This is a genomic window from Alcaligenes faecalis, assembly GCF_041521385.1.
Classification (GTDB): Bacteria; Pseudomonadota; Gammaproteobacteria; order Burkholderiales; family Burkholderiaceae_B; genus Alcaligenes; species Alcaligenes faecalis_E.
Window position 1 is genome coordinate 1190938 of the sequence record NZ_CP168006.1, and the last position, 26564, is coordinate 1217501.

Annotated in this window: 23 protein-coding genes and 1 tRNA gene; 11 read left to right on the forward strand and 13 right to left on the reverse strand. The window is 56.5% G+C overall.

The annotated features are described in order from the left end of the window. Positions 1 to 92: 92 nt before the first annotated feature. The 7 genes from ACDI13_RS05430 to cysS form a co-directional block, all read right to left on the reverse strand. Positions 93 to 653 carry a hypothetical protein gene (locus tag ACDI13_RS05430; RefSeq protein ID WP_316991024.1) on the reverse strand — a complete coding sequence of 187 codons (561 nt, stop codon included), beginning with the start codon at positions 651 to 653 and terminating at the stop codon, positions 93 to 95. A gap of 418 nt (positions 654 to 1071) precedes the next feature. Beyond that, a tRNA-Ser gene (locus ACDI13_RS05435) sits at positions 1072 to 1164 on the reverse strand. Between the two features lie 60 nt (positions 1165 to 1224). After that, positions 1225 to 2478: an aspartate kinase gene (locus tag ACDI13_RS05440; protein WP_094195904.1), complete on the reverse strand. Its 1254-nt coding sequence runs from the start codon at positions 2476 to 2478 to the stop codon at positions 1225 to 1227. Between the two features lie 171 nt (positions 2479 to 2649). Continuing rightward, the gene (gene tilS / locus ACDI13_RS05445; RefSeq protein ID WP_316991023.1) at positions 2650 to 3735 is read right to left on the reverse strand and encodes a tRNA lysidine(34) synthetase TilS; all 1086 of its coding nucleotides are present in this window, start codon (positions 3733 to 3735) and stop codon (positions 2650 to 2652) included. Next, positions 3728 to 4693: an acetyl-CoA carboxylase carboxyltransferase subunit alpha gene (locus tag ACDI13_RS05450; RefSeq protein ID WP_316991022.1), complete on the reverse strand. Its 966-nt coding sequence runs from the start codon at positions 4691 to 4693 to the stop codon at positions 3728 to 3730. The genes tilS and ACDI13_RS05450 overlap by 8 nt, the downstream gene beginning before the upstream one ends. 26 nt (positions 4694 to 4719) lie before the next feature. Continuing rightward, positions 4720 to 5391, reverse strand: a complete 672-nt coding sequence (locus ACDI13_RS05455; protein ID WP_316991021.1) for a DNA-3-methyladenine glycosylase 2 family protein — start codon at positions 5389 to 5391, stop codon at positions 4720 to 4722. Then, positions 5376 to 6827 carry a cysteine--tRNA ligase gene (gene cysS / locus ACDI13_RS05460; protein ID WP_316991020.1) on the reverse strand — a complete coding sequence of 484 codons (1452 nt, stop codon included), beginning with the start codon at positions 6825 to 6827 and terminating at the stop codon, positions 5376 to 5378. The genes ACDI13_RS05455 and cysS overlap by 16 nt, the downstream gene beginning before the upstream one ends. A gap of 265 nt (positions 6828 to 7092) precedes the next feature. Here cysS and ACDI13_RS05465 point away from each other — a divergent pair, with 265 nt between their 5' ends. The 3 genes from ACDI13_RS05465 to ACDI13_RS05475 all read left to right on the forward strand — a co-directional run bounded on the left by ACDI13_RS05465 (position 7093) and on the right by ACDI13_RS05475 (position 9179). Continuing rightward, the gene (locus ACDI13_RS05465; protein ID WP_372372848.1) at positions 7093 to 7704 is read left to right on the forward strand and encodes a tetratricopeptide repeat protein; all 612 of its coding nucleotides are present in this window, start codon (positions 7093 to 7095) and stop codon (positions 7702 to 7704) included. Positions 7705 to 7873: 169 nt separating this feature from the next. Beyond that, positions 7874 to 8383, forward strand: coding sequence for a peptidylprolyl isomerase (locus ACDI13_RS05470; RefSeq protein WP_045931048.1), 510 nt, complete (start codon positions 7874 to 7876; stop codon positions 8381 to 8383). Beyond that, the gene (locus ACDI13_RS05475) at positions 8373 to 9179 is read left to right on the forward strand and encodes a UDP-2,3-diacylglucosamine diphosphatase (protein WP_316991018.1); all 807 of its coding nucleotides are present in this window, start codon (positions 8373 to 8375) and stop codon (positions 9177 to 9179) included. The genes ACDI13_RS05470 and ACDI13_RS05475 overlap by 11 nt, the downstream gene beginning before the upstream one ends. 1114 nt (positions 9180 to 10293) lie before the next feature. On the opposite strand, the gene ACDI13_RS05480 is transcribed toward ACDI13_RS05475, so the two are convergent. From ACDI13_RS05480 to ACDI13_RS05490, 3 genes are read right to left on the reverse strand one after another with little or no spacing between them, the layout of a single operon-like run. After that, a complete protein-coding gene (locus tag ACDI13_RS05480; protein WP_316991017.1) occupies positions 10294 to 11154 on the reverse strand; it encodes an undecaprenyl-diphosphate phosphatase in 861 nt (286 codons plus the stop codon). A gap of 26 nt (positions 11155 to 11180) precedes the next feature. Beyond that, entirely contained in the window at positions 11181 to 12764 is a 1584-nt protein-coding gene (locus tag ACDI13_RS05485; RefSeq protein ID WP_316991016.1) for a TerC family protein, read from the reverse strand. A gap of 58 nt (positions 12765 to 12822) precedes the next feature. Beyond that, positions 12823 to 13614, reverse strand: a complete 792-nt coding sequence (locus tag ACDI13_RS05490; protein ID WP_035270898.1) for an inositol monophosphatase family protein — start codon at positions 13612 to 13614, stop codon at positions 12823 to 12825. Positions 13615 to 13722: 108 nt separating this feature from the next. Between ACDI13_RS05490 and ACDI13_RS05495 the strand changes: the two genes are divergently transcribed. Together ACDI13_RS05495 and ACDI13_RS05500 are read left to right on the forward strand one after the other, a co-directional pair. Beyond that, the gene (locus tag ACDI13_RS05495) at positions 13723 to 14571 is read left to right on the forward strand and encodes an RNA methyltransferase (protein WP_316991015.1); all 849 of its coding nucleotides are present in this window, start codon (positions 13723 to 13725) and stop codon (positions 14569 to 14571) included. Positions 14572 to 14708: 137 nt separating this feature from the next. Beyond that, positions 14709 to 15479, forward strand: coding sequence for an IclR family transcriptional regulator (locus ACDI13_RS05500; RefSeq protein WP_042483953.1), 771 nt, complete (start codon positions 14709 to 14711; stop codon positions 15477 to 15479). A 91-nt stretch (positions 15480 to 15570) separates the two neighbouring features. Here ACDI13_RS05500 and ACDI13_RS05505 read toward each other — a convergent pair whose 3' ends face one another. Both ACDI13_RS05505 and ACDI13_RS05510 read right to left on the reverse strand, forming a co-directional pair. After that, entirely contained in the window at positions 15571 to 16383 is an 813-nt protein-coding gene (locus ACDI13_RS05505; RefSeq protein WP_316991047.1) for a mechanosensitive ion channel domain-containing protein, read from the reverse strand. Between the two features lie 526 nt (positions 16384 to 16909). Then, positions 16910 to 17521, reverse strand: a complete 612-nt coding sequence (locus ACDI13_RS05510) for a class I SAM-dependent methyltransferase (protein WP_316991014.1) — start codon at positions 17519 to 17521, stop codon at positions 16910 to 16912. Between the two features lie 88 nt (positions 17522 to 17609). Here ACDI13_RS05510 and ACDI13_RS05515 point away from each other — a divergent pair, with 88 nt between their 5' ends. The 6 genes from ACDI13_RS05515 to ACDI13_RS05540 all read left to right on the forward strand — a co-directional run bounded on the left by ACDI13_RS05515 (position 17610) and on the right by ACDI13_RS05540 (position 25181). Continuing rightward, positions 17610 to 18608: an LLM class flavin-dependent oxidoreductase gene (locus tag ACDI13_RS05515; protein WP_316991013.1), complete on the forward strand. Its 999-nt coding sequence runs from the start codon at positions 17610 to 17612 to the stop codon at positions 18606 to 18608. Beyond that, positions 18605 to 19531 carry a LysR substrate-binding domain-containing protein gene (locus ACDI13_RS05520; protein WP_316991012.1) on the forward strand — a complete coding sequence of 309 codons (927 nt, stop codon included), beginning with the start codon at positions 18605 to 18607 and terminating at the stop codon, positions 19529 to 19531. Before ACDI13_RS05515 ends, ACDI13_RS05520 begins: the two co-directional genes overlap by 4 nt. 75 nt (positions 19532 to 19606) lie before the next feature. Then, positions 19607 to 20635, forward strand: coding sequence for a tripartite tricarboxylate transporter substrate binding protein (locus ACDI13_RS05525; protein ID WP_316991011.1), 1029 nt, complete (start codon positions 19607 to 19609; stop codon positions 20633 to 20635). Next, a complete protein-coding gene (locus tag ACDI13_RS05530; protein WP_316991010.1) occupies positions 20632 to 22239 on the forward strand; it encodes a gamma-glutamyltransferase family protein in 1608 nt (535 codons plus the stop codon). The genes ACDI13_RS05525 and ACDI13_RS05530 overlap by 4 nt, the downstream gene beginning before the upstream one ends. A gap of 200 nt (positions 22240 to 22439) precedes the next feature. Beyond that, complete coding sequence (locus ACDI13_RS05535; RefSeq protein ID WP_316991009.1) at positions 22440 to 24284, forward strand: ABC transporter ATP-binding protein; 1845 nt, start codon at positions 22440 to 22442, stop codon at positions 24282 to 24284. Between the two features lie 132 nt (positions 24285 to 24416). Beyond that, positions 24417 to 25181: a glucosamine-6-phosphate deaminase gene (locus ACDI13_RS05540; protein ID WP_316991008.1), complete on the forward strand. Its 765-nt coding sequence runs from the start codon at positions 24417 to 24419 to the stop codon at positions 25179 to 25181. On the opposite strand, the gene ACDI13_RS05545 is transcribed toward ACDI13_RS05540, so the two are convergent. Beyond that, positions 25134 to 26564, reverse strand: coding sequence for an efflux transporter outer membrane subunit (locus ACDI13_RS05545; RefSeq protein ID WP_316991007.1), 1431 nt, complete (start codon positions 26562 to 26564; stop codon positions 25134 to 25136). The two genes, ACDI13_RS05540 and ACDI13_RS05545, sit on opposite strands and share 48 nt — an antisense overlap.

Below are 26564 nucleotides of genomic sequence, written 5' to 3' on the forward strand. Positions count from 1 at the left end.
CAAAATATGACAAATGGGCAGCATTGCTGGTAACAAATCTTAAACGGCCGCCATTGCAGTGGCCTGAACAGGGGAAAAAACGACTTATCTCGCTATTCCAAAGAAGCCAATGCAGCATCCAGATCAGCCATATGAGCCTGCACGGGCGGCACATCGTTGCGAGTCGCAATCAAGCGCAGAATATGATTTTTGCTGCTCTGAAAGGTGCGCATCAGTTGCTCGAGCTCGGCCGTGGAGTATTGGCGAGCGTTATCACGCAAGGTCGCTTCCAGCGCATCGAGCTGCTCATAAACCAAGTCCAGATCTTCCCGCTCTTGGATATAGAGACGGGTCAGCCAGATATCACGGCCTACCGCATCCCATTGCTCCAGCCCGGCAAAACCATATTTTTGCGACAGGCTGTTCAGTTGACGGTAAAGGCCAGACCCAGGCTCCACCTGACCTACCTCCAACATGGGTGGGAAACCGTCTGGCAGACCACCATTCCATACCGGTTCGCTACGCTCTACAGTTTGTAGCACCGGCAAGATCTCAGCCAGGCTTTGCACATAACGAGTCACGACCTGATCATCCAATCCCCGCTCTGTTGAGGATGCCAAGAACGGCAGGCCCATCAAGGCCATGCCACAGATACAGAGGACTCGTTTAATCATCGCTCATCCTAAAAAAACAAGACTGCCGTCTTGAACGACGCAAAACACGTTGATTGATTGTAAGCACGAGACTCACTGCTTTTCTAAGCCTGTGCCAAAAACGACACAGCATTTTCAATCCTCAACAATATTGAATTGAAAAGCCTTGCGCTTTAAACATTCATATCGTTTAAAACAGGCCTGCCGACAGATGCCCGAGGCTTAACTTCGCCTGAGCCGGCTGAGATAAAAAAGTAACCATTATTTTTTGTTCTTGTCGCTGTAAAAGCTCTAGCCCTGTCCGCTTGCCGCTGCTGATACAGCAATCAGGGGTTTACCTGAACCAGGTCAGACTTGAAAACTTACCCGAACACTGTTCAAGCAAAGCGTCAGGCAATAAAAAAAGCCCTTGAAAACAAGGGCTTAATTTAATTTCAGCTGGCGGAGACGGAGGGATTCGAACCCTCGATACGGGTATAAGCCGTATGCTCCCTTAGCAGGGGAGTACCTTCAACCTCTCGGCCACGTCTCCAGCTCTAGGAAAGAAGTAACTATAGCATTTTTAAAAAACCAATGCAAATAGCCAAAGGGATTATTTTTCCTGATCCAGCTCGAACGTCTTGTGCAGAGCACGCACGGCCAACTCCATGTACTTGTCGGCAATGATCACGGAGGTTTTGATCTCGCTGGTGCTGATCATCTGGATGTTGATGCCCTCTTCGGACAAGGCGCGGAACATGGAGCTGGCAATGCCAGCGTGGTTACGCATGCCGATACCAACGATGGACACTTTGCACACAGCTTCATCAAACACGATTTCGCCAGCGCCCACAGCAGGACCGACCTGGTTCATCAACAATTCCTTGGTACGCAGTGCATCGTTGCGGCTGACGGTAAAGGAGAAGTCTGTGGTGCCTTGAACCGACAGGTTCTGCAAAATCATGTCGACTTCGATGTTGGCTGCGGCGATGGGGCCCAGAATGGAATAGGCCACGCCGGGGGTGTCAGGAACGGCGCGCAGGGTGAACTTGGCTTCATCACGGCTGAAGGCAATGCCAGAGACAACGGCAGCTTCCATTTTTTGGTCTTCCTCGAAAGTAATCAGCGTGCCCGAAGACATTTCTTCTTCGAGCGGAATCATGGGGTCGGTCATGGAGGACAGGACGCGCACAGGCACCTTGTACTTGCCAGCAAACTCCACAGACCGGATTTGAAGAACTTTGGAGCCCAAAGAGGCCATTTCCAGCATTTCTTCAAAGGACAGCACTTTCATGCGGCGGGCTTCTGGCACAACGCGCGGGTCAGTCGTGTAAACACCGTCCACATCGGTAAAGATCAGGCATTCACTGGCCTTCATGGCAGCGGCCATGGCCACCGCAGAGGTGTCCGAACCGCCACGACCCAAGGTCGTGATGTTGCCTTCTTCATCTACACCTTGGAAACCTGTCACAACGACCACACGGCCTGCGTCCAGATCCTGGCGAATACGGGTGTCATCAATAGAACTAATGCGGGCACGGGTATAGGCATTGTCGGTTTTGACAGGAACCTGCCAACCGGCGTAGCTGCGGGCGGGAACACCTTGAGCGGCCAGGGCCATGGCCAACAAGGCACTACTGGCTTGCTCGCCCGTGGCAGCCAGCATATCCAGCTCACGCGGATCAGGCTGAATACTCAATTCTTTTGCCAAGCCTAGCAAACGGTTGGTTTCACCGGACATGGCCGACGGAACGACCACCACTTGGTGCCCGGCAGCATGCCATTTGGCAACCCGACGCGCCACATTCTGGATGCGCTCGATCGAGCCCATCGACGTGCCGCCATATTTATGTACGATCAGGGACATCTTTTACTCTGCATCAAAGGGCTAAGGTCTGGGATAGACACAAAACCCGACTATTTTAACGACTTTCTGTGCCCCAAGCGCAGGCTCTACCTGATACGCACGCAAAAAACACATACTTTGCCGACTCAACACCATAGCCCACGCTCCAACCACAGGCCACCCAAAAACGACTTATTTGCTCGATTGATCGGCCCCCAGGCTGCTTTTCTGCTCACCTGAACAGGCAGATTCAATCTGCACCCGACCACGCACGCAGCGGATCAGGTTCGGTCCATGCTTCCACATCAAATTTCTGTCATGACCCTGAGCATGCACCCCCCGCAGCTGGCGCAACAACTCAGCCAGGCGGGCATGCGTGGGTAAACCAGCGCCCTGCTCCTGCAACCAATGACGGATAACCATACTTTGCCGAGCCGGTTCCAGACTGCGCCAGGCGCTCAGACTGAAGCTACGGCCGGTTTCATCCGGCTCCAGACCCAGCCAGTCCTGGCGGGCTACGCTGTCCAATACTGCCTGCGTCTCGCGGCTTAACTGGGCTTGTCGTTGCAAACGGCTTTGCCAACCCGGCCAGCGCGCATCCAGCACAGGCGTGAGCAAGTCGCGCACCGCACCCCGTGTGTAATCAGGATTGGTATTGGTAGGATCTTGTACTGCGTGCCAGCCTGTGGCCGCCGAAAAATGTTCACTGGCTTGAAGAATGAGTGCCCTGGGCTGTTCCAGCCAAGGTCGCCAGTAGTTCAGATTATCGCGCAGACTATGAGGCGCCATCGCGCCCAGGCCGGTTGTGCCCGTGCCTCGCAGCAAACGCATCAAAACAGTTTCAGCCTGATCGTCCTGATGATGGGCCAGCAGTATATGCTGCAAGCCAGCAAAACGCGCCAGTTCAGCCAAGCCCTGATAGCGGGCATCACGCGCGGCGGACTCCATACCATCAGCACTCAAGCGGCGGGACTGAACTTGAACCCGCAAGCTGTGACAGGGCCTCTGCAAACGCGCAGCCAAATCATGCACGTGCGCTTGCCACTGATCGGCAATGGCTTGCAGGCCATGATGAATATGGAAAAAATGAAGTGTGACGTTGCGGCGGCTGGCCCAAAGATGAGCATGTACCGCCAGCATTGCCGAGTCCGCACCACCACTTAAGGCAACAGCGACGCTATCGCCACTTTTAAAACCTAGGTGGTGGTCAAGCGCCTCCAGCAGCGTGGGTGAGGGGCTAAAGCCCCAAAGCTGACTGGAAGACAATGAATCAGGCACGAACTTCCTGATAACGACCGTAGGCCAATAGACGTTCCATACGCTGCGCCAGCAATTGTTCGGTACTCAGGCCCGAAACCTGGCGCAAGGCATCGGCCAGCGCACGGCCTAATTGACGCGCCATCATGGTGGGGTCGCGATGAGCACCACCAATAGGCTCATTGATCACGCGATCGACCAGACCCAGCTCTTTCAGACGCGGGGCAGTAATGGCCAGGGCTTCTGCGGCCACCGGAGCCTTATCCGCACTACGCCACAAAATTGAGGCACACCCTTCGGGCGAGATCACAGCGTAGGTGGAGTATTGCAGCATGGAAACCACGTCACCGACCGCAATCGCCAAAGCACCACCCGAGCCGCCTTCACCAATAATGGTGGAGATAATAGGCACACGCAACTTGGCCATGGCAAACAGGTTATGGCCGATCGCCTCGGACTGACCACGCTCTTCCGCACCAATACCGGGATAGGCACCGGGGGTGTCCACGAACGTGAACACCGGAATACCGAATTTTTCTGCCAGATGCATCAGGCGCAAGGCTTTGCGATACCCTTCGGGACGTGGCATGCCGAAGTTGCGACGGGCGCGTTCTTTGGTATCACGACCTTTCTGATGGCCAATGACCATACACGGTGTGCCATTGAAACGGGCCAGCCCTCCCACGATCGCCAGGTCATCCGCATACATGCGGTCACCATGCAATTCATGAAAGTCCGAGAAAATCTGGTTGATATAGTCCAGCGTGTAGGGACGTTGGGGATGGCGAGCAACCAGGGCCGTTTGCCAAGGCGTGAGCTTGGCGTAAATATTCTTGGCCAGCGTCTGGCTTTTTTGCTGCAGACGGCTGAGCTCCTCTGAAATATCCACTGCGGAATCAGATTGCACGTAGCGGAGCTCTTCGATTTTGCCTTCGAGCTCGGCCAAAGGCTGCTCAAATTCCAGGAATGTATTTCGCATGTCGGTTCTTAAGGTTTAGGCCTAATTTAATATCGTACCGCAACTGTGTTCAGACTGCGCCACAGATGCCAGGTAGCCACCGTACACCACGGTGCCCACGCTTGGGCAACTTCACGCGCCTCGAACCGGGATACCGGCTCGCCGCTGAAATAGTGCTGAGAGATTGCCTTGAGCAGTCCCGCATCATCCAAAGGGAGAACATCGGGTCTGTGCAAGTTGAAAATCAGAAACATATCTGCCGTCCAGCGACCCACGCCACGAATGGTGCACAGATCAGCAATAACGGCCTCGTCAGGCAGGGACTGCCATGCCTGGGGGTCGATTTTACGAGCATCAAAGTGCGTCGCCAAATCAACAATGTATTCGGCCTTGCGTTTGGGCAAACCCAAACCATGCAAGGACTCGTAGCCCAGCTCCACAATCAGTTTGGGCGAGAGGGCCTGGCCACAACCGTCCAGCAGCTTGCGCCACAACTGATCCGCTGTACGCGAGGCCAGTTGCTGGCCCACGATAGAACGCACCAACGTGGTAAAAGCCGGGGCCTGATGCTGTAGCCAGTAGTCACCATGCTGGGGGATGAGCTTGCGCAGGATACGATCGCGCTTCATCAACTGGGCGCACGCGTCGTCCCAGTAATCAGGTTTGCCCACCAAACGAACTTGAGGGCCGGATTGAACGCCGTTTAGGCCCTGCGCCATTGCGTTGCTCCACCTGGCCGATCTTCCAGCTCAACGCCCTGCTCTTTAAGCTGCTCACGGATGGCGTCGGCACGGGCAAAATCGCGGTTCTGTTTAGCCTGGCTGCGTTCAGCCAACAGTTCGTCAATTTGAGCATCGCTCAAGGAGTCGACACCCGCCACGCTGGCCGCTTGACCAAAACGTGTGCTGGCGCGCCAGTAGACGGCAGGGTCCACTTGCAAAAGACCAATCACACCACCCAGGGCACGCATCAAGCCAGCAGCCTGCGCATCCTTTTCGCGGTTGGCCTGACCCGCCAGCTCGAACAGAACGGCAATGGCACCAGCCGTATTGAAGTCATCGTTCATGGCCTCGGCAAAAGCCAAAGCGGGGCCTTGAGTCCAATCGATTTGAACCTCAGCGGCAGGAACGTGTTGAAGAGTCTGGTAGAGACGATCCAAAGCCTGTTGAGCGTCGCGCAGGTTGTCCGGCGCGTAGTTCTGCAAGCTGCGGTAATGGTTGCGCACAATAAAAAAGCGCAGCATTTCCGCTTCACGCGGATTGGCGATGTAGCTGCTTTGTTCGTCAGCCAGACCTTCAGGCGCCACGGTATCGCGAATGCGACGGAAGTTGCCCAGGGACTTGGACATTTTTTCCGAATCCACCATCAGGGGGCCGCAGTGCATCCAGACATTGGCCAACTGGCCGCCAAAGGCGCCTTCCGATTGGGCAATTTCGTTTTCATGATGGGGGAACTTCAAATCCGGGCCACCACCGTGAATGTCCAGAGGCAAGCCCAGCAGTGCCTTGCTCATGGCCGAGCACTCAATATGCCAGCCTGGACGGCCCAGGCCGTAGGACGATTCCCATTTGGATTCGGCTGGCTCGTCTTCTTTGGCCGACTTCCACAGCACAAAATCCAGAGGGTCACGCTTGGCCGAGTTCAGGGCGACACGCTCACCGGCGCGCAAGTCATCCAAAGAGCGACCCGACAATTTGCCGTAGCCGGGGAACTGACGCACCGCGTAGTTCACATCGCCGTCTTCGGACTGATAGGCCAGACCGTTCTCTTCCAACTTGGCAATAATGCCCAGCATATCGGGTACGTGCTGGGTAGCACGTGGCTCCGAATCCGGGCTTTGCACACCCAGGGCCTTTTCGTCGGCATGCATAGCCTTGATATAGAAGTCCGTGACCTGGGACATCCGTTGCTTGCGCTCGACAGCACGGCGGATAATCTTGTCATCAATATCGGTAATGTTGCGCACATACGAGACGCGATAGCCGCTTGCCCGCAACCAGCGTTGCACGATGTCAAAGCTGACCAGCATACGAGCGTGCCCCAAATGACAGAAGTCGTACACCGTCATGCCACAGACGTACATGCGTACGTGGCCCGGTTCAACTGGAGAAAACACCTCTTTAGAGCGTGACAACGAGTTATAAATACGCAACATGGCCTGTAATCGTCATAAAATCGAAACTTGGTGCCAGAACAATTTGCCCTTGGACCAGGTTCCGTATTTCCCGCCCGGCAAGAGGCAAGGTTAGAATGATGGTCAACAAGTATAGCAAGCAGACCTCGTTAAAGGCAGCAATCTACCAACCTTCCTGGTCTTCAAGCCAGATTTTATAGGCGCCCCCTCCGTGCTCAGTACACCTCAACGGACTCGGTTTTTCGCTCCGTACACCCTGGCCTTTTTACTGGCCCTGGGTCTTAACGTGAGCGCCCAATCCCTGCCCGATTTGCCCCCGCCCAGCGCACGGGTGAATGATCCCTTGCTGGATATTGCCCCCGAACCTGAACGTGGCTGGAAGGGACTGGCCCGCGCTCTGGACGTGCTGGCTCCCAGTGTTGATACGTCTTTGCCGCTTAGCTCCGCTGAAATCAGTCAGCGCATCAGCACCCTGATTGCCCAGGGCCGTCATGCCGACGCCTTGCAAGCCATTGAAAAACAACTGGCGCAGCGCAAGGACCGTGGCGAACCCGGTGCCAATGTGCAACTGCTGTTTTTGAAAGCGCGCGCCCTGTCGGCCAGTGGTGATCATAATGGCGCCATCCGCCTTTATCAGAACATGACCACCTATTACCCGGAGCTTCCCGAGCCCTGGAATAATCTGGCGGCTGAGTACATTGCGCAAGACAAGCTGGACATGGCATTGGAGGCCCTGAAAATGGCGTTGACTGCCGATCCGTCCTACGCACTGGCCCGTGCCAATATGGGTGAAGTCCAACTGATGCTGGCCAACGACACCTATCGTCAGGCAGCAGCCAGCGGTGTGCCCAACGCAGCCCAACGCGCGCAACAAACTGGCCAAATTCTGCAACAATAAGATTTTTCTTTGACGGGATTGTCCCTATCTTATGTTTGCAAGCACATTTCAATGGTGTGATCAGGCTCGCCGCTTGCGCACCCTGCTTATTGCTGCCTGTATGGCTATGCCTATGATGAGCAGTCCGGCTATGGCAGCAGATTCTTCCACTTCTTCTGAAGGCACTTCTATGAGCACCTCCCCACGCGTCCAACTGCAGACGAACCAGGGCACCATCCTGATCGAACTGAACGCAGAAAAGGCCCCCAACACCGTCGCCAACTTTGTGGACTACGTGTCCAGCGGTTTTTATGATGGCACCGTGTTTCACCGTGTGATCAACAACTTCATGATCCAGGGTGGCGGCTTTGAGGCCGACATGAAGCAAAAAGCGACCAACGCTCCTGTCAAAAATGAAGCCGACAACGGTCTGAAGAATGACAAATACACCCTGGCCATGGCTCGCACGTCCGACCCGCACTCGGCTACCGCTCAGTTCTTCATCAACGTGGCTGACAACGACTTCCTGAACTTCACCGCACCGACCGCCAATGGCTGGGGCTACGCCGTATTTGGCCGCGTCATTGAAGGCATGGATGTGGTCGACAAGATCAAGACCGTACGCACCGGCAACAAGGGCTTCCATCAGGACGTTCCTGTTGAGGACGTCGTTCTGGAAAAAGCCACGCTTGTCGAATAAGCTCACGCTGACGGGCACCATCTGGATTGCCGCGGACCTGCACCTGGGTCCGGACAATCCAGACACCGTCCAGGATTTCCTGCAGTTTCTGCACTCCGCCCAGCATCAAGCTCATGCCTTGATCCTGGGCGGTGATATTTTCAATGCCTGGATTGGTGACGATCAAATCGCCCACCCTGCTCCCTGGCTTGCTCAAGTCAGTGAGGCGCTGCGCACGTTTGCGCAGCAGCATCCGCTTTATCTGATGCGCGGCAATCGCGACTTTCTGCTGGATGACACCTACGCCCGCCATGTCCACGCCACGCTATTGCCGGATCAAGTCATCCTGGACACCTCGGCCGGTTTGATTCTGATGTCACACGGCGATGAGTATTGTCTGGACGATCTGGCCTATCAACGCTTTCGCTATTGGGTACGCAAACCCTGGCTCCAGAAACTCTATCTGGCCTGCCCTTTAAGCTTGCGTCAGCGTATTGCCAATTCGGCCCGCGCCGGTAGCCAGCGCGACAAGCAATACAAATCCAAAGACATTATGGATGTGCAGCCAGCGGCGATTGTGGCGGCCTGCGAGGCACACGCTGTGCACGCCATGGTACATGGCCACACACATAGACCCGCCGTGCATGACATTCCCGGCTTCGAACCGGTACGCCGATGGGTACTGCCGGATTGGGAGTCGGACTCCTCAGAAGGAGAACGGCGTGGCGGTTATATCAGTATTGAAGGCAGACAGCTTTGTTTGCACCAATGGGGAAAAGAGGATCAGTGCCAGACACTGGGACCTCAGCAAGTTTGACTTCGTTGACTCCGGCTATAGGCAGTTGGTTTTAAGCCAGGCTCTTTTCGTCCGCTCAGCGGATGAAAGTTTTTGCTGACTTCTGCGGTCTCTAGCTGTCTCCCGCAAGGAATCAGGGTGGCTGCATAAGCATTTTTGAGGGGGCCGCTGGGCTCGACTTGGCGGGTCTCCGGCCCGTGCTGCGCACGGGTTCCCTGGTCTCTTGCAGTATCCAGGCGCCCTGTGAACTCGCGGGGTGATTCGCCCCCCGGACGAACCACAAGCGCCCCGCTCAAACAGCACAGGGCTTGCATCCTGGATACTGCAAGAACCTGCGGCCAGAGCCCTGACTCGCCCGTCGAGCCCAGCGGCCCCCTCAAAAACGCAAAAGAGACCGTATTTCTTGCGGCCAAGATGCCTCCTCCTGCTTCCTATCAAGTGACAGTCAACAATTGGAGTCCTGCTCAAAACCAACCCTTGAGCAATGCCAGGCTGCTTGTCCCCACCTCACTGTGAGCCTCTCGGTTCGTCTGCCCCGGTATCCGGGGCGGTTCGGACTGCTTGCCGCAGGCGGTGTTCGGATACGGGGTTCAAGAGCCCTTCTGTTTGAGTGGGACGCTTGTGTCTTGTCCTGTGGACAAGACACCCCGCGAGTTAAGGGCACGCCCGTATCCGAACACCGACAAGGGCACCGGTGCGCAGCACCGGCAAGTAGTCAGCCCGGATACCGGGGCAGACGAACCGAGAGGCGTCTTGCTGAGAGCAAGCTCCCTTCAATGAGCCGCAGCGTATCAAAAGCCAAGACAAGCCAGACCACCTAGCTGGCGACAAACCCGCTATTTGCTAACTAACCCTTGAACACAACAGTCGCCAAAAAAGTGCCTATCAAGTTGGTACATCACTAGATAAACGGACAGACAAACTGACAGACAGATAGATAGATAGATAGATAGATAGATAGATAGATAGATAGATAGATAGATAGATAGATAGATAGATAGATAGATAGATAGATAGATAGATAGACAAAGTATGTGCGTGAAAAGACGGTATTTACCGACCCTCCCTAAAAAGAAAAATCCCCGCTGGCAGATAAACCAAGCGGGGATTTCAGAACCTCTAAAGCGATAAAGGGCTACGTCATCAACCACACAAACAATACTCCGCCCAACGCAATCCGATACCAGGCAAAAGGACGATAAGTACGGCTGGATACAAAACGCAGCACGGCTTTCACCAGGAACAGTGCGCTAAAGAACGCGGCAATAAAACCCACGATAATCGCGCTGCTCTGATCTGCGCTCAAGGACGCACCGTTGCGATACAGGTCATAAACCGTGGCGGCCAACATGGTGGGCATGGCCAGAAAGAAAGAAAACTCCGTGGCCGTCTTGCGCTGAATACCTGCCAGCATGCCACCTATAATCGTCGCCCCCGACCGCGACGTACCGGGCACCATGGCAATGCACTGAGCAAAACCAACGACCAAAGCCTGTTTCCAGGTGATCTCCTCCAAAGCAAAGGCCGTGGCCTTTTGCGAGGTGGCAGTTTCCCCCTGATCGCTGTCTGCCGTGTGCTTTGCATACTGCGGTTTGCGTTCTACCCACAGCATCAACAGCCCCCCCAACACCAGCGTGAACACAAAGACAATCTGATGATGAAACAAGGCTTTCACGTATTGAATCGTCAAGGCACCAATCACCGCAGCGGGCAAAAACGCGATCAGCAGATTGCGCGTGAACATCATCTCGGTGCGGTCACCGCGCAAGGTTCCCATGATCAGTTGAATCAGACGCGCACGGAAAATCCAGACCACGGCCAGAATCGAACCGAACTGAATCACGACCTCGAACACCTTGGCGTCGCCCGAAGAAAAGTCGATCCACGAACCCAATATCAGCAAATGTGCCGTACTGGAAACAGGAATAAATTCAGTAATACCTTCAACAATCCCCAGAAACAGGGCCTTCAACAAATAAATGGTTTGCTCGGTCATGTTGTGTGAATCAAAGCCAATAAAAATTAAGATGCCAAGAAGGGATCGATTTGTTCATCATCGTAGGGCACGCGCTCCAGACTGACCTGGGAAATGCGACGCCCTTCCAGCTCCTGAACCTTGAAGCGATACACGGCATCATGCTGTTCAAGCTCACAGACATCACCCACCTTGGGCAACTGTCCAAACCGTGTCAATAGATAGCCGGCCAAGGTGGCATACTCTTCCTCTTCATCCACCAGCCCCTCCACGCCCAGCATCTGTTCCAAATGATGCAAATCCGTGGAGCCATCCAATACCCAATGATCCTGAGACTCCTGGACAATATCAGGAGCTTCATCCTCGCTGGGAAAGTCGCCCGCAATAGCCTCAAAAATATCCAAGGGCGTCACCAACCCTTCAATCGCCCCAAACTCGTCCGTTACCAGAACCAACTGACCGCGGCTTTGTTTGATGGTTTCCATCAAGTCCAAAATCCCGATGGACTCGTACACAAAGACCGGCTGACGCAATTGGTCCACACGGATATGACCATGAATCAGCAGATCTGCCAGTAACTCTTTGCTTCGACCAATGCCAATAACCTCATCGAGCGAACCGCGACACACCGGCACCATGCTATGAGGTTCCTGTGTCATTTTTTCACGCAGGACCTCTGGGTCGTCCTGCACATTCACCCAGGTAATCGCATTGCGTGGCGTCATCACCGAATGCACGGTGCGCTCGGACAAGGTCAGCACACCGCTCACCATATTGCGCTCTTCCTGACCAAACACCATTTGCGCCGATGCCCCAGGCAGATCCGGCCCAATGACAGCCTCTCCCGAGGCGGGGCGCTTGCCCAACATGCGTAGCACGGCCTCAGCCGTGCGTTCACGCATGGGGCGGCCCGCCTGCAACAGACGCAGCTTGCGACGCGCCAACTGGTTGAACATTTCAATCAGGATGGAGAAGGAGATGGCCGCATACAAGTAACCCTTGGGTACATGTACACCAAAGCCTTCGACCAGCAAGGAAAAGCCAATCATCAACAAAAAGCCCAGGCACAAAATGACGACCGTAGGCCGGCTGTTGATATATGCAGTCAACGGTTTGGAGGCCACCAGCATGATGCCAATGGCAATAATCACCGCCGCCATCATGACAGGCAGGTGGTCGACCATCCCCACGGCAGTAATGACCGCATCCAGAGAGAATACGGCATCAAGCACCACAATCTGCGCCACGATGACCCAGAAGCTGGCATACATACGCGACCCAGAGGCGTGAGCACTGCGGTTTTCAATGCGCTCGTGCAGCTCCAGCGTGCCCTTGAGCAACAAGAAAAAGCCGCCCACTATCATGATCAGATCGCGGCCCGAGAAATCCAAGCCCAGCACGGACACCAAAGGATCAGTCAACTGCACCAGATGGGACATGACCGTCAGCAGGCCAAGACGCATCAACAGGGCCAAGGACAGGCCCAGCACACGAGCGCGATCACGCTGCGCGGGAGGCAACTTGTCGACCAAAATTGCAATGAACACCAGGTTATCGATGCCCAGCACAATTTCCAGAATTACCAGTGTGAGCAACCCAACCCAAACGGTCGGGTCCATCAACCACTCCATCTCAGCTCCTTGGCGCTGTGACTAAAAGAACACCCCGGCGGAGCCGGGGTCTAGGTTCTTAATCTTGCAGGTGCGACAGCATCTGGATAAAGATCTTCGGACTGGCGGCAATCACATTGCCGGTTTCTTTCCAGGTTTGCTCACCTTCAAAGTCGCCGACCAGGCCACCGGCTTCGGTCACCAGTAAAGTACCGGCAGCCAGATCCCAGGGTTTCAGGTTGACGGCGCAGAAACCATCCAGACGACCAGCAGCCACATAAGCCAGATCCAAAACCGTTGCACCCACGCGACGCACAGCCGCACATTCGGCCAGCATATCGGCAAATGGGGAGGTGGGTTTCACGCCTGCACCCGAATCGGGCACGTGCGCACCGATCAAGGCATCGTGGTAACGGGTCTGGCCCGACACACGAATACGACGGTCGTTCAGGAAAGCACCACCGCCACGGCTGGCCGTAAACATTTCATTGCGGTTGGTGTCGTAAATGACGGCATGGGCAGCCTGACCACGGTGCATCAAGGCAATCGAAATGGCGTAGCACGGAAAGCCGTGAATAAAGTTGGTGGTGCCATCGAGCGGATCAATGACCCACTGGTATTCAGGGGTGCCTTCGCCTGCAGGTTCCAGCGGAGGACGCTCGCCCGTTTCCTCTCCGATAAAGCCGTGATCAGGGTAGGCTTCGCTCAACACTTCAATGATGGCTTCCTCTGCTGCGCGATCCACTTCCGTGACATAATCTTTAGGGCCTTTACGCGCAACCGACAGGTGCTGGAGGTCTAGACTGGCGCGAGAGATAATGGTGCCGGCACGGCGAGCCGCCTTGATGGCGGTATTGAGCATCGGGTGCATGGAAATTCCGTTTTTTTAACAATAATTGAGCCTGCCTGGCGTGCCCTGTTGCAGGGTAAAATCGCGTGAGCAGACACAGGAAGCGTAGCTTCAAAGTAGCTATTTTAAATGACTCAGACGCAAGCATCGGCATTTGATGATAATTTTCACCGGGTTCGCTTCATTATGGTGCAACCCAGCCACCCTGGAAACGTGGGCGCAGCAGCGCGAGCGATCAAAACCATGGGCTTTGGCGACTTATGTCTGGTCGACCCGCTAGACCCGGACGTTGCACAAAACCCTCAGGCAATCTCGCTGGCCAGCGGTGCCGTGGACGTTTTGGAGCAAGCAAGCATTGTTCCCACTCTGGCGCATGCACTGGAGCCGGTCACGCTGGCTTTTGCCTTGACGGCCCGCCCCCGCTACCTGGGACCACCGGCTGCCGACATACGCCAGACGGCCGAACTGAGCCGTGAACACCTGCGCCAGCACGCCGGAACCGTGGCCATTGTGCTGGGTACCGAGCGCGTGGGCCTGACCAACGAGCACATCAGCCAGTGCCAGTATGTCTGCCATATTCCGGCCAATCCTGAATACAGCTCCCTGAATGTCGCCCAGGCTTTGCAACTGGCCGCCTGGGAATTGCGCTACGCCCTGCTGGCGCAAAGCGGCGCCAGCCTGCTGCCCAATACCGATGGCAAGGCTGACCCTGGAAAAGAGCTGGCTCCGCAAGCCAAGGTGCAGGCCTTGCTGCAACACTGGGAACAGGCCATTGAGAGCGTCAAGTTCCTGGACCCCAAACACCCCAAAAAACTGTTGCCGCGCATGCAGCACTTATTTGGGCGTGCTCAGCTCAGCCTGGACGAAGTGGATATGTTGCGCGGCCTGTGTACCGCCATGATCAAGACCGCCAAAGCAGCGGGCCACCCTATTCCTGAACAGCGCAAAGACGAATCGGCTGGCCCTGAGCAACGATAAAGCTTGCGCTTTGACCCGCTTGCCCGCTGCACTCAGCGGGCATTGTCTTTTATGAACGATCACACAGTGGACACTTTCTCGGCTGGCGTATATTCTTACTGAGTTACTTTTTCAGTAAGCATGAGCTGTTTTCAAGCATGAACACTCCCGAGACCGTAGAACCGCAAGATCAGGCCGGGCCGCGTACCCTGCAACGCGGCTTGCTGGTGCTCAAGACTTTGCAAAATCATCAAGGCAAAGGGCTGAGCGTCACCGACCTGTCGCGCGCCACGCAACTACAGCGCCCCACCATCTACCGGCTGCTGGCCGCCCTGATCGATCACGGTCTGGTCCAAAACAGCAGCCATAGTCGCCGCTACAGCGCCACGCGCCAGGATCAGGGCCTGTTTGGACTGGACCCGCGTGTCACCATCATGCAGCCCATCATGCAGGAGCTGGCCCAACTGACCGGCGATGCGGTCTTTCTGGTGGGCCGCGATGGCGACGACTCCGTCAGCCTGTGGCGTGAAATCGGCCCCTACCCGGTACAGATTCTGGCCACTTATGTAGGCAAGCGTCAGCCTTTGGGCGTGGGTTCGGGGGGTATGGCCTATCTGGCCACACTGGGAGACGAAGCAATCGAGCAGATTATCGAACGCAATGCCAATCAGTTGGATCAGTACGGTGGCATGACTCAGCGCGAGATGCGCCAGTTGGTCACCAACACCCGTATCCGTGGCTACTCAGTTGTCGGCAACTACGCTGTGCGCGGTGCCTTGGGTGTGGGCTGCGCCCTGTGCGACCATAAAGGCCGCCCCATTCTGGCCATGAGTGTCACGGCCATTACCGAGCGCATGCCAGCGCCCCGCCAAAAAGAAATTGCCGGCCTGCTGCGCGAAGCCCTGGACTCGGTGGCAGACAAGTTTTAAGGCGTGGGGCATTTTTCTTGAGCTTGGACTTAGCTAAAAAGTCTGCGTACTGCGCTTCCAGATCTGACTTTCAGACCTGGAGCCTGTCACATCAAGCCGCTTTTTTCTCAACACCCGATTGCACGATTTCTCGTACGGGAACCGGAGTCTGCAAACCTGCCTGATTCAACACCTGAACCGCACGGCGGAACAGATCAAAACGTGCGTCCCAGAAATCGGCGGAACTGATCCAGGCACGCAGATTTACGGTAATCACGCTGTCCTTGTATTCCATGACCATCACCACAGGAGCAGGGTCCTTGAGCACTTGCGGATGTTCATTCAACAGATCCTGCAACAGCTTGATGGCCAGATCCAGATCATCGCCATAACGTACGCCCACCCCGAAGTCCAAACGACGAGTCGCATTACGACTGTAGTTGATGATGGGATTGCCCCAAATCAGACTATTGGGCAAGGTGAACTGAATGCCATCCACCTGCTCAAAGCGGGTCAAGAACAAACCCACTTCCTGCACCGTACCATCGCCTTTACCCACTACCGATACAAACTCACCGGCACGCAAGGGCCGCAACATCAGCAGCATGATGCCTGCCGCGATATTTTGCAGTGTGTTTTGCAAGGCCAAACCCACGGCCAAACCAGCAGCACCCAACACCGCAATAATACTGGCGGTCTGTACGCCAAAACGCGCCAGTACGGCGATCAACACAAAAACCCGAATCGTCCAGACTGTCACGGATTGGGCCATAGGCACAATCGTCGGATCCACTCGGGGGGAGCGGGTTGCCATCCGTTTGATGGCTCGACCGGCGACAGCAGATAGCCACCAGCCAATAATCAGAATCAACAAAGCGATCACGACATTAAGCGCAATCGCGACTACAGCTGGAAACTCTGTCATCCAGGCTTGCAATTTTTCCACGTTTCAATCTCCTCAATTAAAAGGCAAAGCACCGAAGGGACTGGCCGCCAAGGGTAAACATTGCTAGTGCGCATCATAGCCTTGGGAGGGACATGAACCCAAGTTGGTCAAGCGTTCCACTTTATCCCCGGAAACTGTGGATAGCTCATAGGAAAAACTGGGCAAATCAGAAAAACACCCCGTAGTATCAGCAACTTAAAAACCGCGAACAGAAAACAGCCAAACCCGAAAAGAAACACCCGCTTATCCCCATAAAATGTGGACAAGTCACAGGATAAACCATGAATCACTGCATTTATTCCTGCACAATCAATCACTTAAAAACAAAGATCAGAGAATCGACAATTCTTTACCATTTTTTTCCTCAGGCACACCCCTGCTTGCTGAAAACCGGCTTATCCACAAAAGATGTGCATAAAAATAGGGAAAACCCCTGTATGAGCAAAAAATAGGCTTACAGAACAACACACTAAGTAGCCAGGTCAGGAATTCACCATTTTGCTTATCAGCAAGCGGGCACACGCCACAAAGATGCCAGCCAATGTTGCTCCTGCGGGGGCTTGTCTGTAGGGCGATAAAAATGGTCTATATAGTCAAAGCCCGCTTGCTCCAGACGCTCTAACCACTGTTCCCAACTGTAGTAGCACCCGTAACGCTGACCATTCCAGCCCTCTTGCCCCTGACCGCGCGGATTGGAAGAAAACAGCACACCACCCGGTCGCAGGCTATGCCGCAAAGCCGTCAGTACAGCGGGCAACTGCGCACTGGGTATATGGAACAACACCGCATTGGCAAACACGCCATCGAATGCAGCAGTGGGCAAATTCAAATCCAGAAAGTCCTGATGCAATACCGGCAAACCAGTTTGCTGACGGGCCATATCCACAAAAGCGGCACAGCCATCCAGCCCCACCGGACGATGTCCCATAGCCTGAAAAGCGACCAGATCCCGCCCCGGCCCACAGCCCAGGTCCAGAATATCCACAGGCCCCGGCAAGCCGATCGCCGCCAGCAAGGCATCGCGATTCTGGCTGACGTCGTGGTCCCATGTGCCGTCCCGATAGGCCTGTGCATGGTCCTGGTAGTGATTGACGGTGCGACGACTGGTTTCTTTCATCTGAACATCCTTGCCTATGCTATGGGTTTACTTGACGCTGCCTAACGATGGATTGACTATATCCTGAGTCCAATTTGAATCCGATGCCATGAAGCCAAGCTATCCGCTCTCCGTCCTAGACCTGTCCCCTATCGTTCAAGGCTCCACCCCGGCCCAGTCCTTTCGCTGTTCGGCGGACATTGCCCGTCATGCCGAGCAGTGGGGCTATCACCGTTACTGGTTGGCCGAACACCACGGCATGCCTGGTATTGCCAGTGCCGCGACCTCGGTACTGATTGGCCATATTGCCGGTCAAACCAGCCGCATTCGGGTCGGAGCGGGCGGCATCATGTTGCCCAACCATTCCCCTTTGGTCATTGCCGAGCAGTTTGGAACACTGGCCTCTCTGTACCCTGGCCGTATTGATTTGGGCCTGGGCCGTGCCCCTGGCTCGGACCCCGAAACCGCCCGCGCCTTGCGCCGCAATCTGAACAGCGACCCAGACCAGTTTCCACGCGATGTGCTGGAGCTGATGGACTATATGTCCGACGAGCCGCGCAACCGCATCATGGCCGTACCCGGTCGTGGCCTGAATGTGCCGGTCTGGATTCTGGGCTCCAGCCTGTTTGGTGCTCAACTGGCCGCCGCGCTGGGCTTGCCCTATGCCTTTGCCTCGCATTTTGCACCTGCTCAATTGATGGATGCTATTGAGGTTTACCGCCGTCAGTTCCAGCCTTCCGTGCATCTGGAAAAGCCCTACGTCATGCTGGGCTACAACGTCTTTGCCGCCGATACGCAAGACGAAGCCAAGCTACTGGCCTCTTCCTGGCAACAGTCCTTTGTCAACCTGCGCAGCGGTCGTCCCGGCCAGCTACCGCCACCCGTGCGGGATTACTACGAACAATGCAGCCCACCGGCCCAGCATCTGCTGGACTCCTTGCTTAGCTGTACGGCCATCGGCAATCCGGAGCAAGTGCTTGAACAGATGAAAGGATTCATTCAGCGAACGGGAGCCAACGAGCTGATGCTGAACGCCAATATCTTTGACCACAACAAGCGCCTGCGCTCCTACGAGATTGCCGCCGAACTGCGCGGCAGTCTGGCATGAACCCACGCCACCTCCAAGAAACCGCACTGCGCTACTTCCAGGAGGTCGCGCGCTGTGGCTCTATTTCGCAAGCGGCCAGTAATCTGCATGTGGCCACATCGGCCATCAGTCGTCAAATAAGTGGGCTGGAGGAAAACCTGGGCATGGCCTTGTTCGAGCGCCATGCCCGTGGCATGAGCCTGACCGCGGCGGGAGAACTGCTGCTGGCCCATGCCCGCCGCAGCGCCATGGATGCCGAGCGCACCTTGCACGATATTGCCGCCTTGCAAGGGCTGCAGACTGGCCAGATCCGGATTGCATCCTCGGAAGGTTTGGCCGCCCAGCTACTGCCGCAATGCATTGCACAGTTCCGTGACAAGCATCAAGGCATACGCTTTCAACTGGACGTGCTGCCGCCACACCGTATCACCATGCTGTTGTTAAGCGGCCAGATAGACATCGGCATCAAATTCACTCAAACAGCCGAAAAAGACATCAAGACCTTGTTTCGCCGCGATGCCCCCGTCATGGCCCTGGCGGTTCCCGGCCATCCCGTTACCCGTACCGAACGCATCAGCCTGAAAAGCCTTCTGGCACACCCTCTGGCCTTGCCCGGCCCGGACACCACCGTGCGGCAAATGATGGATGTGGCCTGCAGCGCACAGAACCTGAGTCTGGACCCGGTATTCAGCAGCAATCACATGCAGTCTCTGCATCAATTTGCCTTGTCCGGCGCAGGCGTGACGGTGTCAGCCTTGCTCTCGGCTCGTCACCTGATTGAGCAAGGTTTGCTGCAAGCCAGCTTCATCCATGAACGCGGTTTGCTGAACCGCCAAATTGAAGTACAGGCCCTCGCTGGCCGCCGCTTGCCAGCTATTGTTCGCCGCTTTCTGGACGAGTTGTTGCCGCAGCTTGAAGTAGACCCGTCAGTCTTGCCAAAATAGCAATGCTGACCTGCTTATTTGTTGCTGGTTCGGCATCTTTGCCTTTTCTATCATCTCCTGATTGAGGAGATAGCCATGACAACATTCAGCAACATCGCAAACACCGCACAGTCCCCTTCGATCCGCCGCCCCTGGAGACGTTTTGCCCAAACCCTGTTGGGCGCCGTTCTAGCGGTCAGCAGCGTGGCTGCCCATGCCAGCGAGTGGCCTGATCGCTCCATTCGCCTGATCGTGCCCTTCCCGACCGGCGGCGCGACCGACGTCATCAGCCGACTGATTGCCGAAAGCGCCGCCAAGGCGATGAACGCCAACATTGTCGTGGACAACCGCACAGGCGCAGGCGGCACCATTGGCTCAGCCGAAGTAGCCCGCAGCAAACCCGATGGCTACACGCTTTTGTTCACCACCAGCAGCACTCACGCCATTGCACCGCATCTGTACAAGTCCCTCCCCTACGATGCAGAAAAAGACTTCACCCCCATCGCTCATTTGGGCGATGCCGCCAGCGTCTTATTGGTGAACCCGTCCGTACCCGCCCACACCTTGCCGGAACTGATTGAGTACACCCGCGCCCATCCCAATGAGCTGAACTACGCCAGCAGCGGCAATGGCACCATCGTGCACCTGGGCACCGAGGCCTTTTTGAATCAGGCCAATATCGTCATGTCGCATGTTCCGTACCGGGGAACTGGTCAGGCCATTAACGATATGCTGGGCGGCTCCATCCATGTTTTACTGGACGCCATCCCCACCGGAATGCCGTATGTGAACAGCGGCCAATTGCGTGCTCTGGCGGTGACAGGCCCACAGCGTTCGCCGCTGGCCCCGAACTTGCCCACCTTTCAGGAGTCTGGCTTGCCGGGCTATGAGTCAGTTACCTGGTTTGGTCTGTATGCGCCCGCCGGCCTGCCCGATGATATCCGTGACAAAGCTTATGAGGCATTCACCCATGCCGCTCAGGACCCCAGCGTACGCTCACGCCTGCAAACCTTGGGCGTGGATCTGCCCCGCAGCACCAGTCGAGAAGCGTTTATCTCTCTGGTCCGCGAGGACAGCGCACGTTGGCACAGCCTGATCCAACTGACTGGAATACAGATTCAATGAACAAGACTGACAACTGTATGGACTGGAACAACCCCTACCCATCCGCCCGCTCTGCGGTGCTTGGCCAAAACATGGTCAGCACCTCCCACCCTTTAGCCGCGCAAGCGGGCCTGCGCATCTTGCAAGCGGGTGGCAATGCCGTCGATGCGGCCCTGGCGGCCGCTATTACCCTTACCGTGGTCGAACCCACGGGTTGCGGCATAGGCAGTGACGCCTTTGCCATCGTCTGGGACGGCAAAGAACTGCATGGCCTGAACGCCTCCGGTCGTTCGCCTCGTGCCTGGTCGCCCGACCGTTTCAAAGGTCATGCAGCCATGCCCGACAAGGGTTGGGAAAGCGTGTCCGTTCCCGGTGCGGTCTCTGCCTGGGCCGAACTGTCCAGCAAGCTGGGCCGTCTGAGTCTGGAACAGGTGGCTGCCCCCGCAATCCATTACGCCCGCGAGGGTTTCCCGGTCTCGCCCGTGATCGCGCGCTTATGGGAACTGGGTCGTCAACGCCTGGGCGATCAGCCCGGTTTTGCCGAAGCCTTTTTACGTGATGGCAAAGCCCCTGTCGCTGGCCAGTGGTATCAGAACCAGGACCAGGCCAACACACTGGAACGCATCGCCGCCACCCAGGGTCAGGACTTCTATACCGGCGAGCTGGCCAAACGCATTGCCGACTTCTCCCGCCAGCATGGCGGTGCCATGGACGAGCAGGATCTGGCCGAGCACCGCACGAACTGGTGCGGCACCATCAGCCATCCTTTTGCGCAATCGGTCATTCATGAAATCCCCCCGAATGGTCAGGGTCTGGCCGCCTTGATGGCACTGGGCATCATGGAGCAGGCCGGTGTGGGTCAGCAACCGCTGGATCACATCGATACCGTGCATTTGAGCATTGAAGCCATGAAGCTGGCTTTTGCCGATTTGTACGAGCACCACGCCGATCTGGAGCACATGATTCACCAGCCCGAGCATCTGCTGGACCCGGCCTATCTGCGCGAGCGCGCTGCCCTGATTCAGATGGACAAGGCAGGGGACCCCAAACATGGCCTGCCCGGCCCCTCCGGCACGGTCTATGTCACCGCCGCCGATGCCAGCGGCATGATGGTGTCCCTGATCCAGTCCAACTACATGGGTTTTGGCTCCGGCGTGGTCGTCCCCGGCACCGGCATCAGCCTGCAGAACCGAGGGCATGGCTTTACCCTGCGCCCCGGCCATGTGAATGAAGTGGCCGGTGGCAAGCGCCCCTCGCACACCATCATTCCGGCCTTTGCCATGAATGCCGATGGCACGCCGCAAATGTCGTTTGGTGTGATGGGTGGCCCCTTCCAGTCGCAAGGCCATATGCAAATGGCGCTGCGTGTGCTGCTGTACGGCCAAAACCCGCAAGCCGCCGCCGATGCCCCACGCTGGCGCGTGACGGGTGGCCGTGGGGTGGCAGTAGAACCCACTTTCGATCCGGCGCTGGTTCAGGCCTTGCGCGAGCGCGGTCATGAAGTCGTCGTTGAACCCGGCAGCGGTGTGTTCGCCTTTGGCGGTGCACAACTGATTCTGCGTCAGGGCAATCATTACGTGGGCGGCTCCGACCCACGTAAAGATGGTCAGGTGGTGGCTTACTAAGCCTGCTCGCTGTCCAAACGTACGCCGTGGTCAATATCTGACACTTTCCATACACAAAGACTGTGTTTTTATCAGGTTTTCTTCAGCCAGACAGAATGACTGCTGTACCATCAAAAATTGCCGCTTCATACCCCGGAAGCGGTTTTCTATTTGTCTAAACGGCCCTGTCATCCTTGGGGCCGTCCGCTGGAGCCCATTCGGTGCTGTCATTCTTTGAACGTCGGTTAAATCCCTATCCCGAACAACACGTCGCCCCTCCTCCCAAAGGATTTTTCCCCTTCATCTGGGCCTGCACAAAAAATTCACGTGGCTGGATTGGCCTGATGACCGTGACCTCGATTGGCCTGTCGGCCTACGAGGCCATGCTGTTTGCCCTGCTCAGCTATATCGTGGACTGGCTGCCCTCGATTGAACCTGCTCTGTTCTGGAGCCAGCAGGGTGGCACGCTCCTGACTATTGCCGCTGTTCTGCTGGGCAGCGTGGTCCTGATCAGCCTGCATACGCTGGTCATGCACCAGGTGCTGGCCATCAACTTCCCCATGCGCCTGCGCTGGCTATTCCACAAACTGATGCTGAACCAGAGCATGTCCTTTTATGCGGACGAGTTCGCCGGTCGCATCACCACCAAGATCATGCAAACCGCTCTGGCGGTACGCGAAACCCTGTTCATGGCCGTGGAAGTGGTTGTGGGCATGAGCGCCTACCTGATCGGTATCCTGATTCTGGCCGGCAGCTTTGACCGCCTGCTGATCCTGCCCTTCCTGTTCTGGCTGGTGGGCTATGCATTGGCCTGTCTGTACTTTGTGCCCCGTCTGGGCAAAGTCGGCGCTGAACAGGCCGATGCTCGCGCCTTGATGACGGGCCGCATTACCGACGCCTACACCAATATCAACACGGTCAAGCTATTTGCCCACACACGCCGTGAGGCAGACCATGCCAAGAACGCCATGCGCCGCTTTCAGGAAACAGGCCATGCCCAAATGCGCCTGATCAGCCTGTTTGAAGTGGCCAACCATGTGCTGGCCACCCTCTTGCTGATCAGTTCGGCAGGCCTGGCCTTGTACCTGTGGTCGATTGATCAATCCACCGCCGGTGTGGTGGCGGCTGTCATTGCCATGGCATTGCGTCTGTCCGGCCATTCCCATTGGCTGATGTGGGAGCTGACCAACCTGTTCGAGAACGTGGGCACGATTCAGGACGGCATCAACACCTTGACGCAAAAACCCACTGTAGTGGATGCGCCCGATGCCAACACCCTGCACATCGAGCAAGGCCGTATCGAGTTCCAGGACGTCAGCTTTGCTTACCGCGATAAAAGCCGTCAGGTTATCGACAAGCTCAATCTGGTGATCAAGCCGGGCGAGCGTGTTGGCCTGATTGGCCGTTCAGGCGCGGGCAAATCCACGCTGGTCAATCTGCTGCTGCGTTTCCACGATGTCGATAGCGGCACCATCCGCATTGATGGCCAGGACATTGCCCATGTCACGCAAGACAGTTTGCGTGCTGCCATTGGCATGGTGACGCAGGATACGTCCTTGCTGCACCGCTCCATGCGCGACAACATTCTGTATGGCCGCCCCGATGCCAACGACGAGTTGCTGCATATGGCGGTAGAGCGTGCCGCCGCTGCCGACTTCATTCCGCAATTGCACGACCGCCAGGGCCGTGAAGGTCTGGATGCCCATGTGGGCGAACGCGGCGTGAAACTGTCCGGCGGTCAACGGCAGCGTGTGGCCATTGCCCGCGTCATGCTCAAAGATGCTCCCATCCTGTTACTGGATGAAGCCACCAGTGCCCTGGACTCCGAAGTGGAAGCGGCCATTCAGGAAAGCCTCAATACGCTGATGCAGGGCAAGACGGTGATTGCCATTGCCCACCGCCTGTCCACCATTGCCGCACTGGACCGCTTGATTGTGCTGGATCAGGGCCGCATCATCGAGCAAGGTAGCCACCAGGACTTGCTGCAAAAAGGGGGCTTATATGCTCGTTTGTGGGCCCATCAAAGTGGCGGATTCCTGGGAGAGACCGGCAAACAAGATGTCTGAACCAGTGTCACTTGCTTGCAAAAAAAACTGACGTTACGCTGTTGTCCCATTAGAATCTCGAAAGATCAAACTTCGCCGTGCTTGCGGCGAAGTTTTTTTTCAACTTATTCAGCCCATACGAAGAAAAAAAATATGTTTTTAGTCTTCCCCGATTCCGCCGCCATTGCGACACACCTGAGCACCCGTCTTCAAGACATTATTCGTCAGAACCCACAAGCGACTCTGGGTCTGGCAACGGGGGGGACCATGGAACCCATTTACGCCCGTTTCGTGCAGGACGTACGTGCCAATGGACTGGATGTGTCCAGGATCAATAGCTTCAATCTGGATGAATATGTGGGTCTGGCGGCAGAGCACGAGCAAAGCTACGCGTGCTACATGCGCCAGCACCTGTTCAGCCAATTGCCCTTTGATACTGCACGCCTGCATCTGCCCAATGGCCTGAGCACAGAGCTGGAGCAGCACTGTCAGGACTATTCCGCCGCGATTGCCGCCAGCGGCGGTGTCGCCTTGCAACTACTGGGCGTCGGCACCAACGGACACATTGGCTTTAACGAACCGGGCACGCCTTTTGACAGCCGCACCCATGTGGTGGCCCTGTCCGAGCGCACCCGTATCGACAACAGTCGCTTTTTTGACTCCATGGACCAAGTGCCTACCTCGGCCATCACCATGGGGATTGCCGATATTCTGAGCGCCCATGAAATTGCCCTGGTAGTGACGGGTGAGCACAAGGCTCGCACCATGCTCAATTATCAGGAAGGTGGTGTCACGCCCGAGCTGCCTTTCACGGCCTTGAAGCAGCACGCCAACGCCCACATCCTGCTGGACGAGGCGGCTGCCAGCTTGCTAGACCCCAGCCTGTGCCACCGTCCCCTGATCAGCCAGGCCGCCTGAGCCAGCTTGCCAGCCCCCGCCCAGCGCCCTGAAAAGCGCCGCGCGGGACTGCAGACGCGACTGCATCAAACTGACGCGCACATCCTGGGCGGCGTACAAGGTACGCTGCGCATCCAGTAAAGACAGCAAGGTTTCCGAGCCGGAGCGATAACGTGCTTCGGCCAGTTGAAACGCCAGTCTGGCTTGCTCCCACTCCCGTTCCATGGCCTGCGCCTGAGCATCCAGGCTATGCAGTTGTGCCAGCACGCCTTCCACATCCATATAGGCCTGCACAATGGTCTGGCGATACTGCACCAGCCATTCCTGTAAACGGGCGTCGCTTAAATCCTTGCCCGCCTGCAGACGACCGGCATTGAAGATAGGGGCCACCAGCCCACTGATCAGGCTATAGACCGGATGGCGCAAACTTTCTTCCCAATGATTCCCCGATGCCCCTGCTCGCGCGCCCAAGGTCAGGCTGGGATACATGGCAGCGCGCGCCACCTGCACATCGGCATGAGCCGCTGACAATTGGGCCTCGATGCGCGCAATATCAGGGCGTTGCGACAAGAGCTGTGCAGGCAGACCCGCGTCCAGCTCTGGCACCTGCAAGTCCGCAATATCCTCCTGTGGTTCGGGCATGATTTCAGTACGGCCCAACAGGGTCGCCAACTCCACCCGCGTGCGAATGGCCTGTTCCTCAATCACGAACAATTTGCGCTGTTGCGACGCCAGCAATTGACGTTGCTGCGCCAGCTCCAACGGCGAAGCCGCCCCCGCTTGCAGGCGTGCTTCCAGCAAGCTCAACAAGCGTTGCGCAACGGCCAGGTTTTGACGAGCAATGGCGACACGCTGCTTATCGCCCAAGGCTTGCAAACTTAAATGCACCACCTGCGCCTGTACGCTGACACGCAACACATCCAGCTCATAATTCGCCGCCTGGGCCAGGAACACGGCACTATCAGCCAGAGCACGATTACGCCCCCACACATCCAGTTCGTAGCTCATGAACACACCGGCCACATATTGCGAGCGGGGGTCACCATGTGACGAAGAAAACGGTGCATCCCTTTGCACAGAAACATTGCCCTGCAATTCCGGCAGTAAACTGGCTCCGGCAATGCGTGCCTGGGCCTGCGCTTGCAAGATCCGGGCCTGGGCCTGACGCAGCACCGCCACATCCTTCACGGCTTCCTGCATCAGGCTGTTCAAGGCGGGGCTGTTATAGGCACGCCACCACTGCGGCTCCACCTGAGCCTGTACAGGGCTGGGTGTGGCCTTGGCTCGCTGTTGATACGCCTGGGGCAGCGTCGGCGGGGTCTTGTCCAGATCCGAAGACAAGGAGCTGCACGCCTGCAGCAAAAGCGTGCTCATGATCCCTGCAATCCATCGGTAATGGGCCAT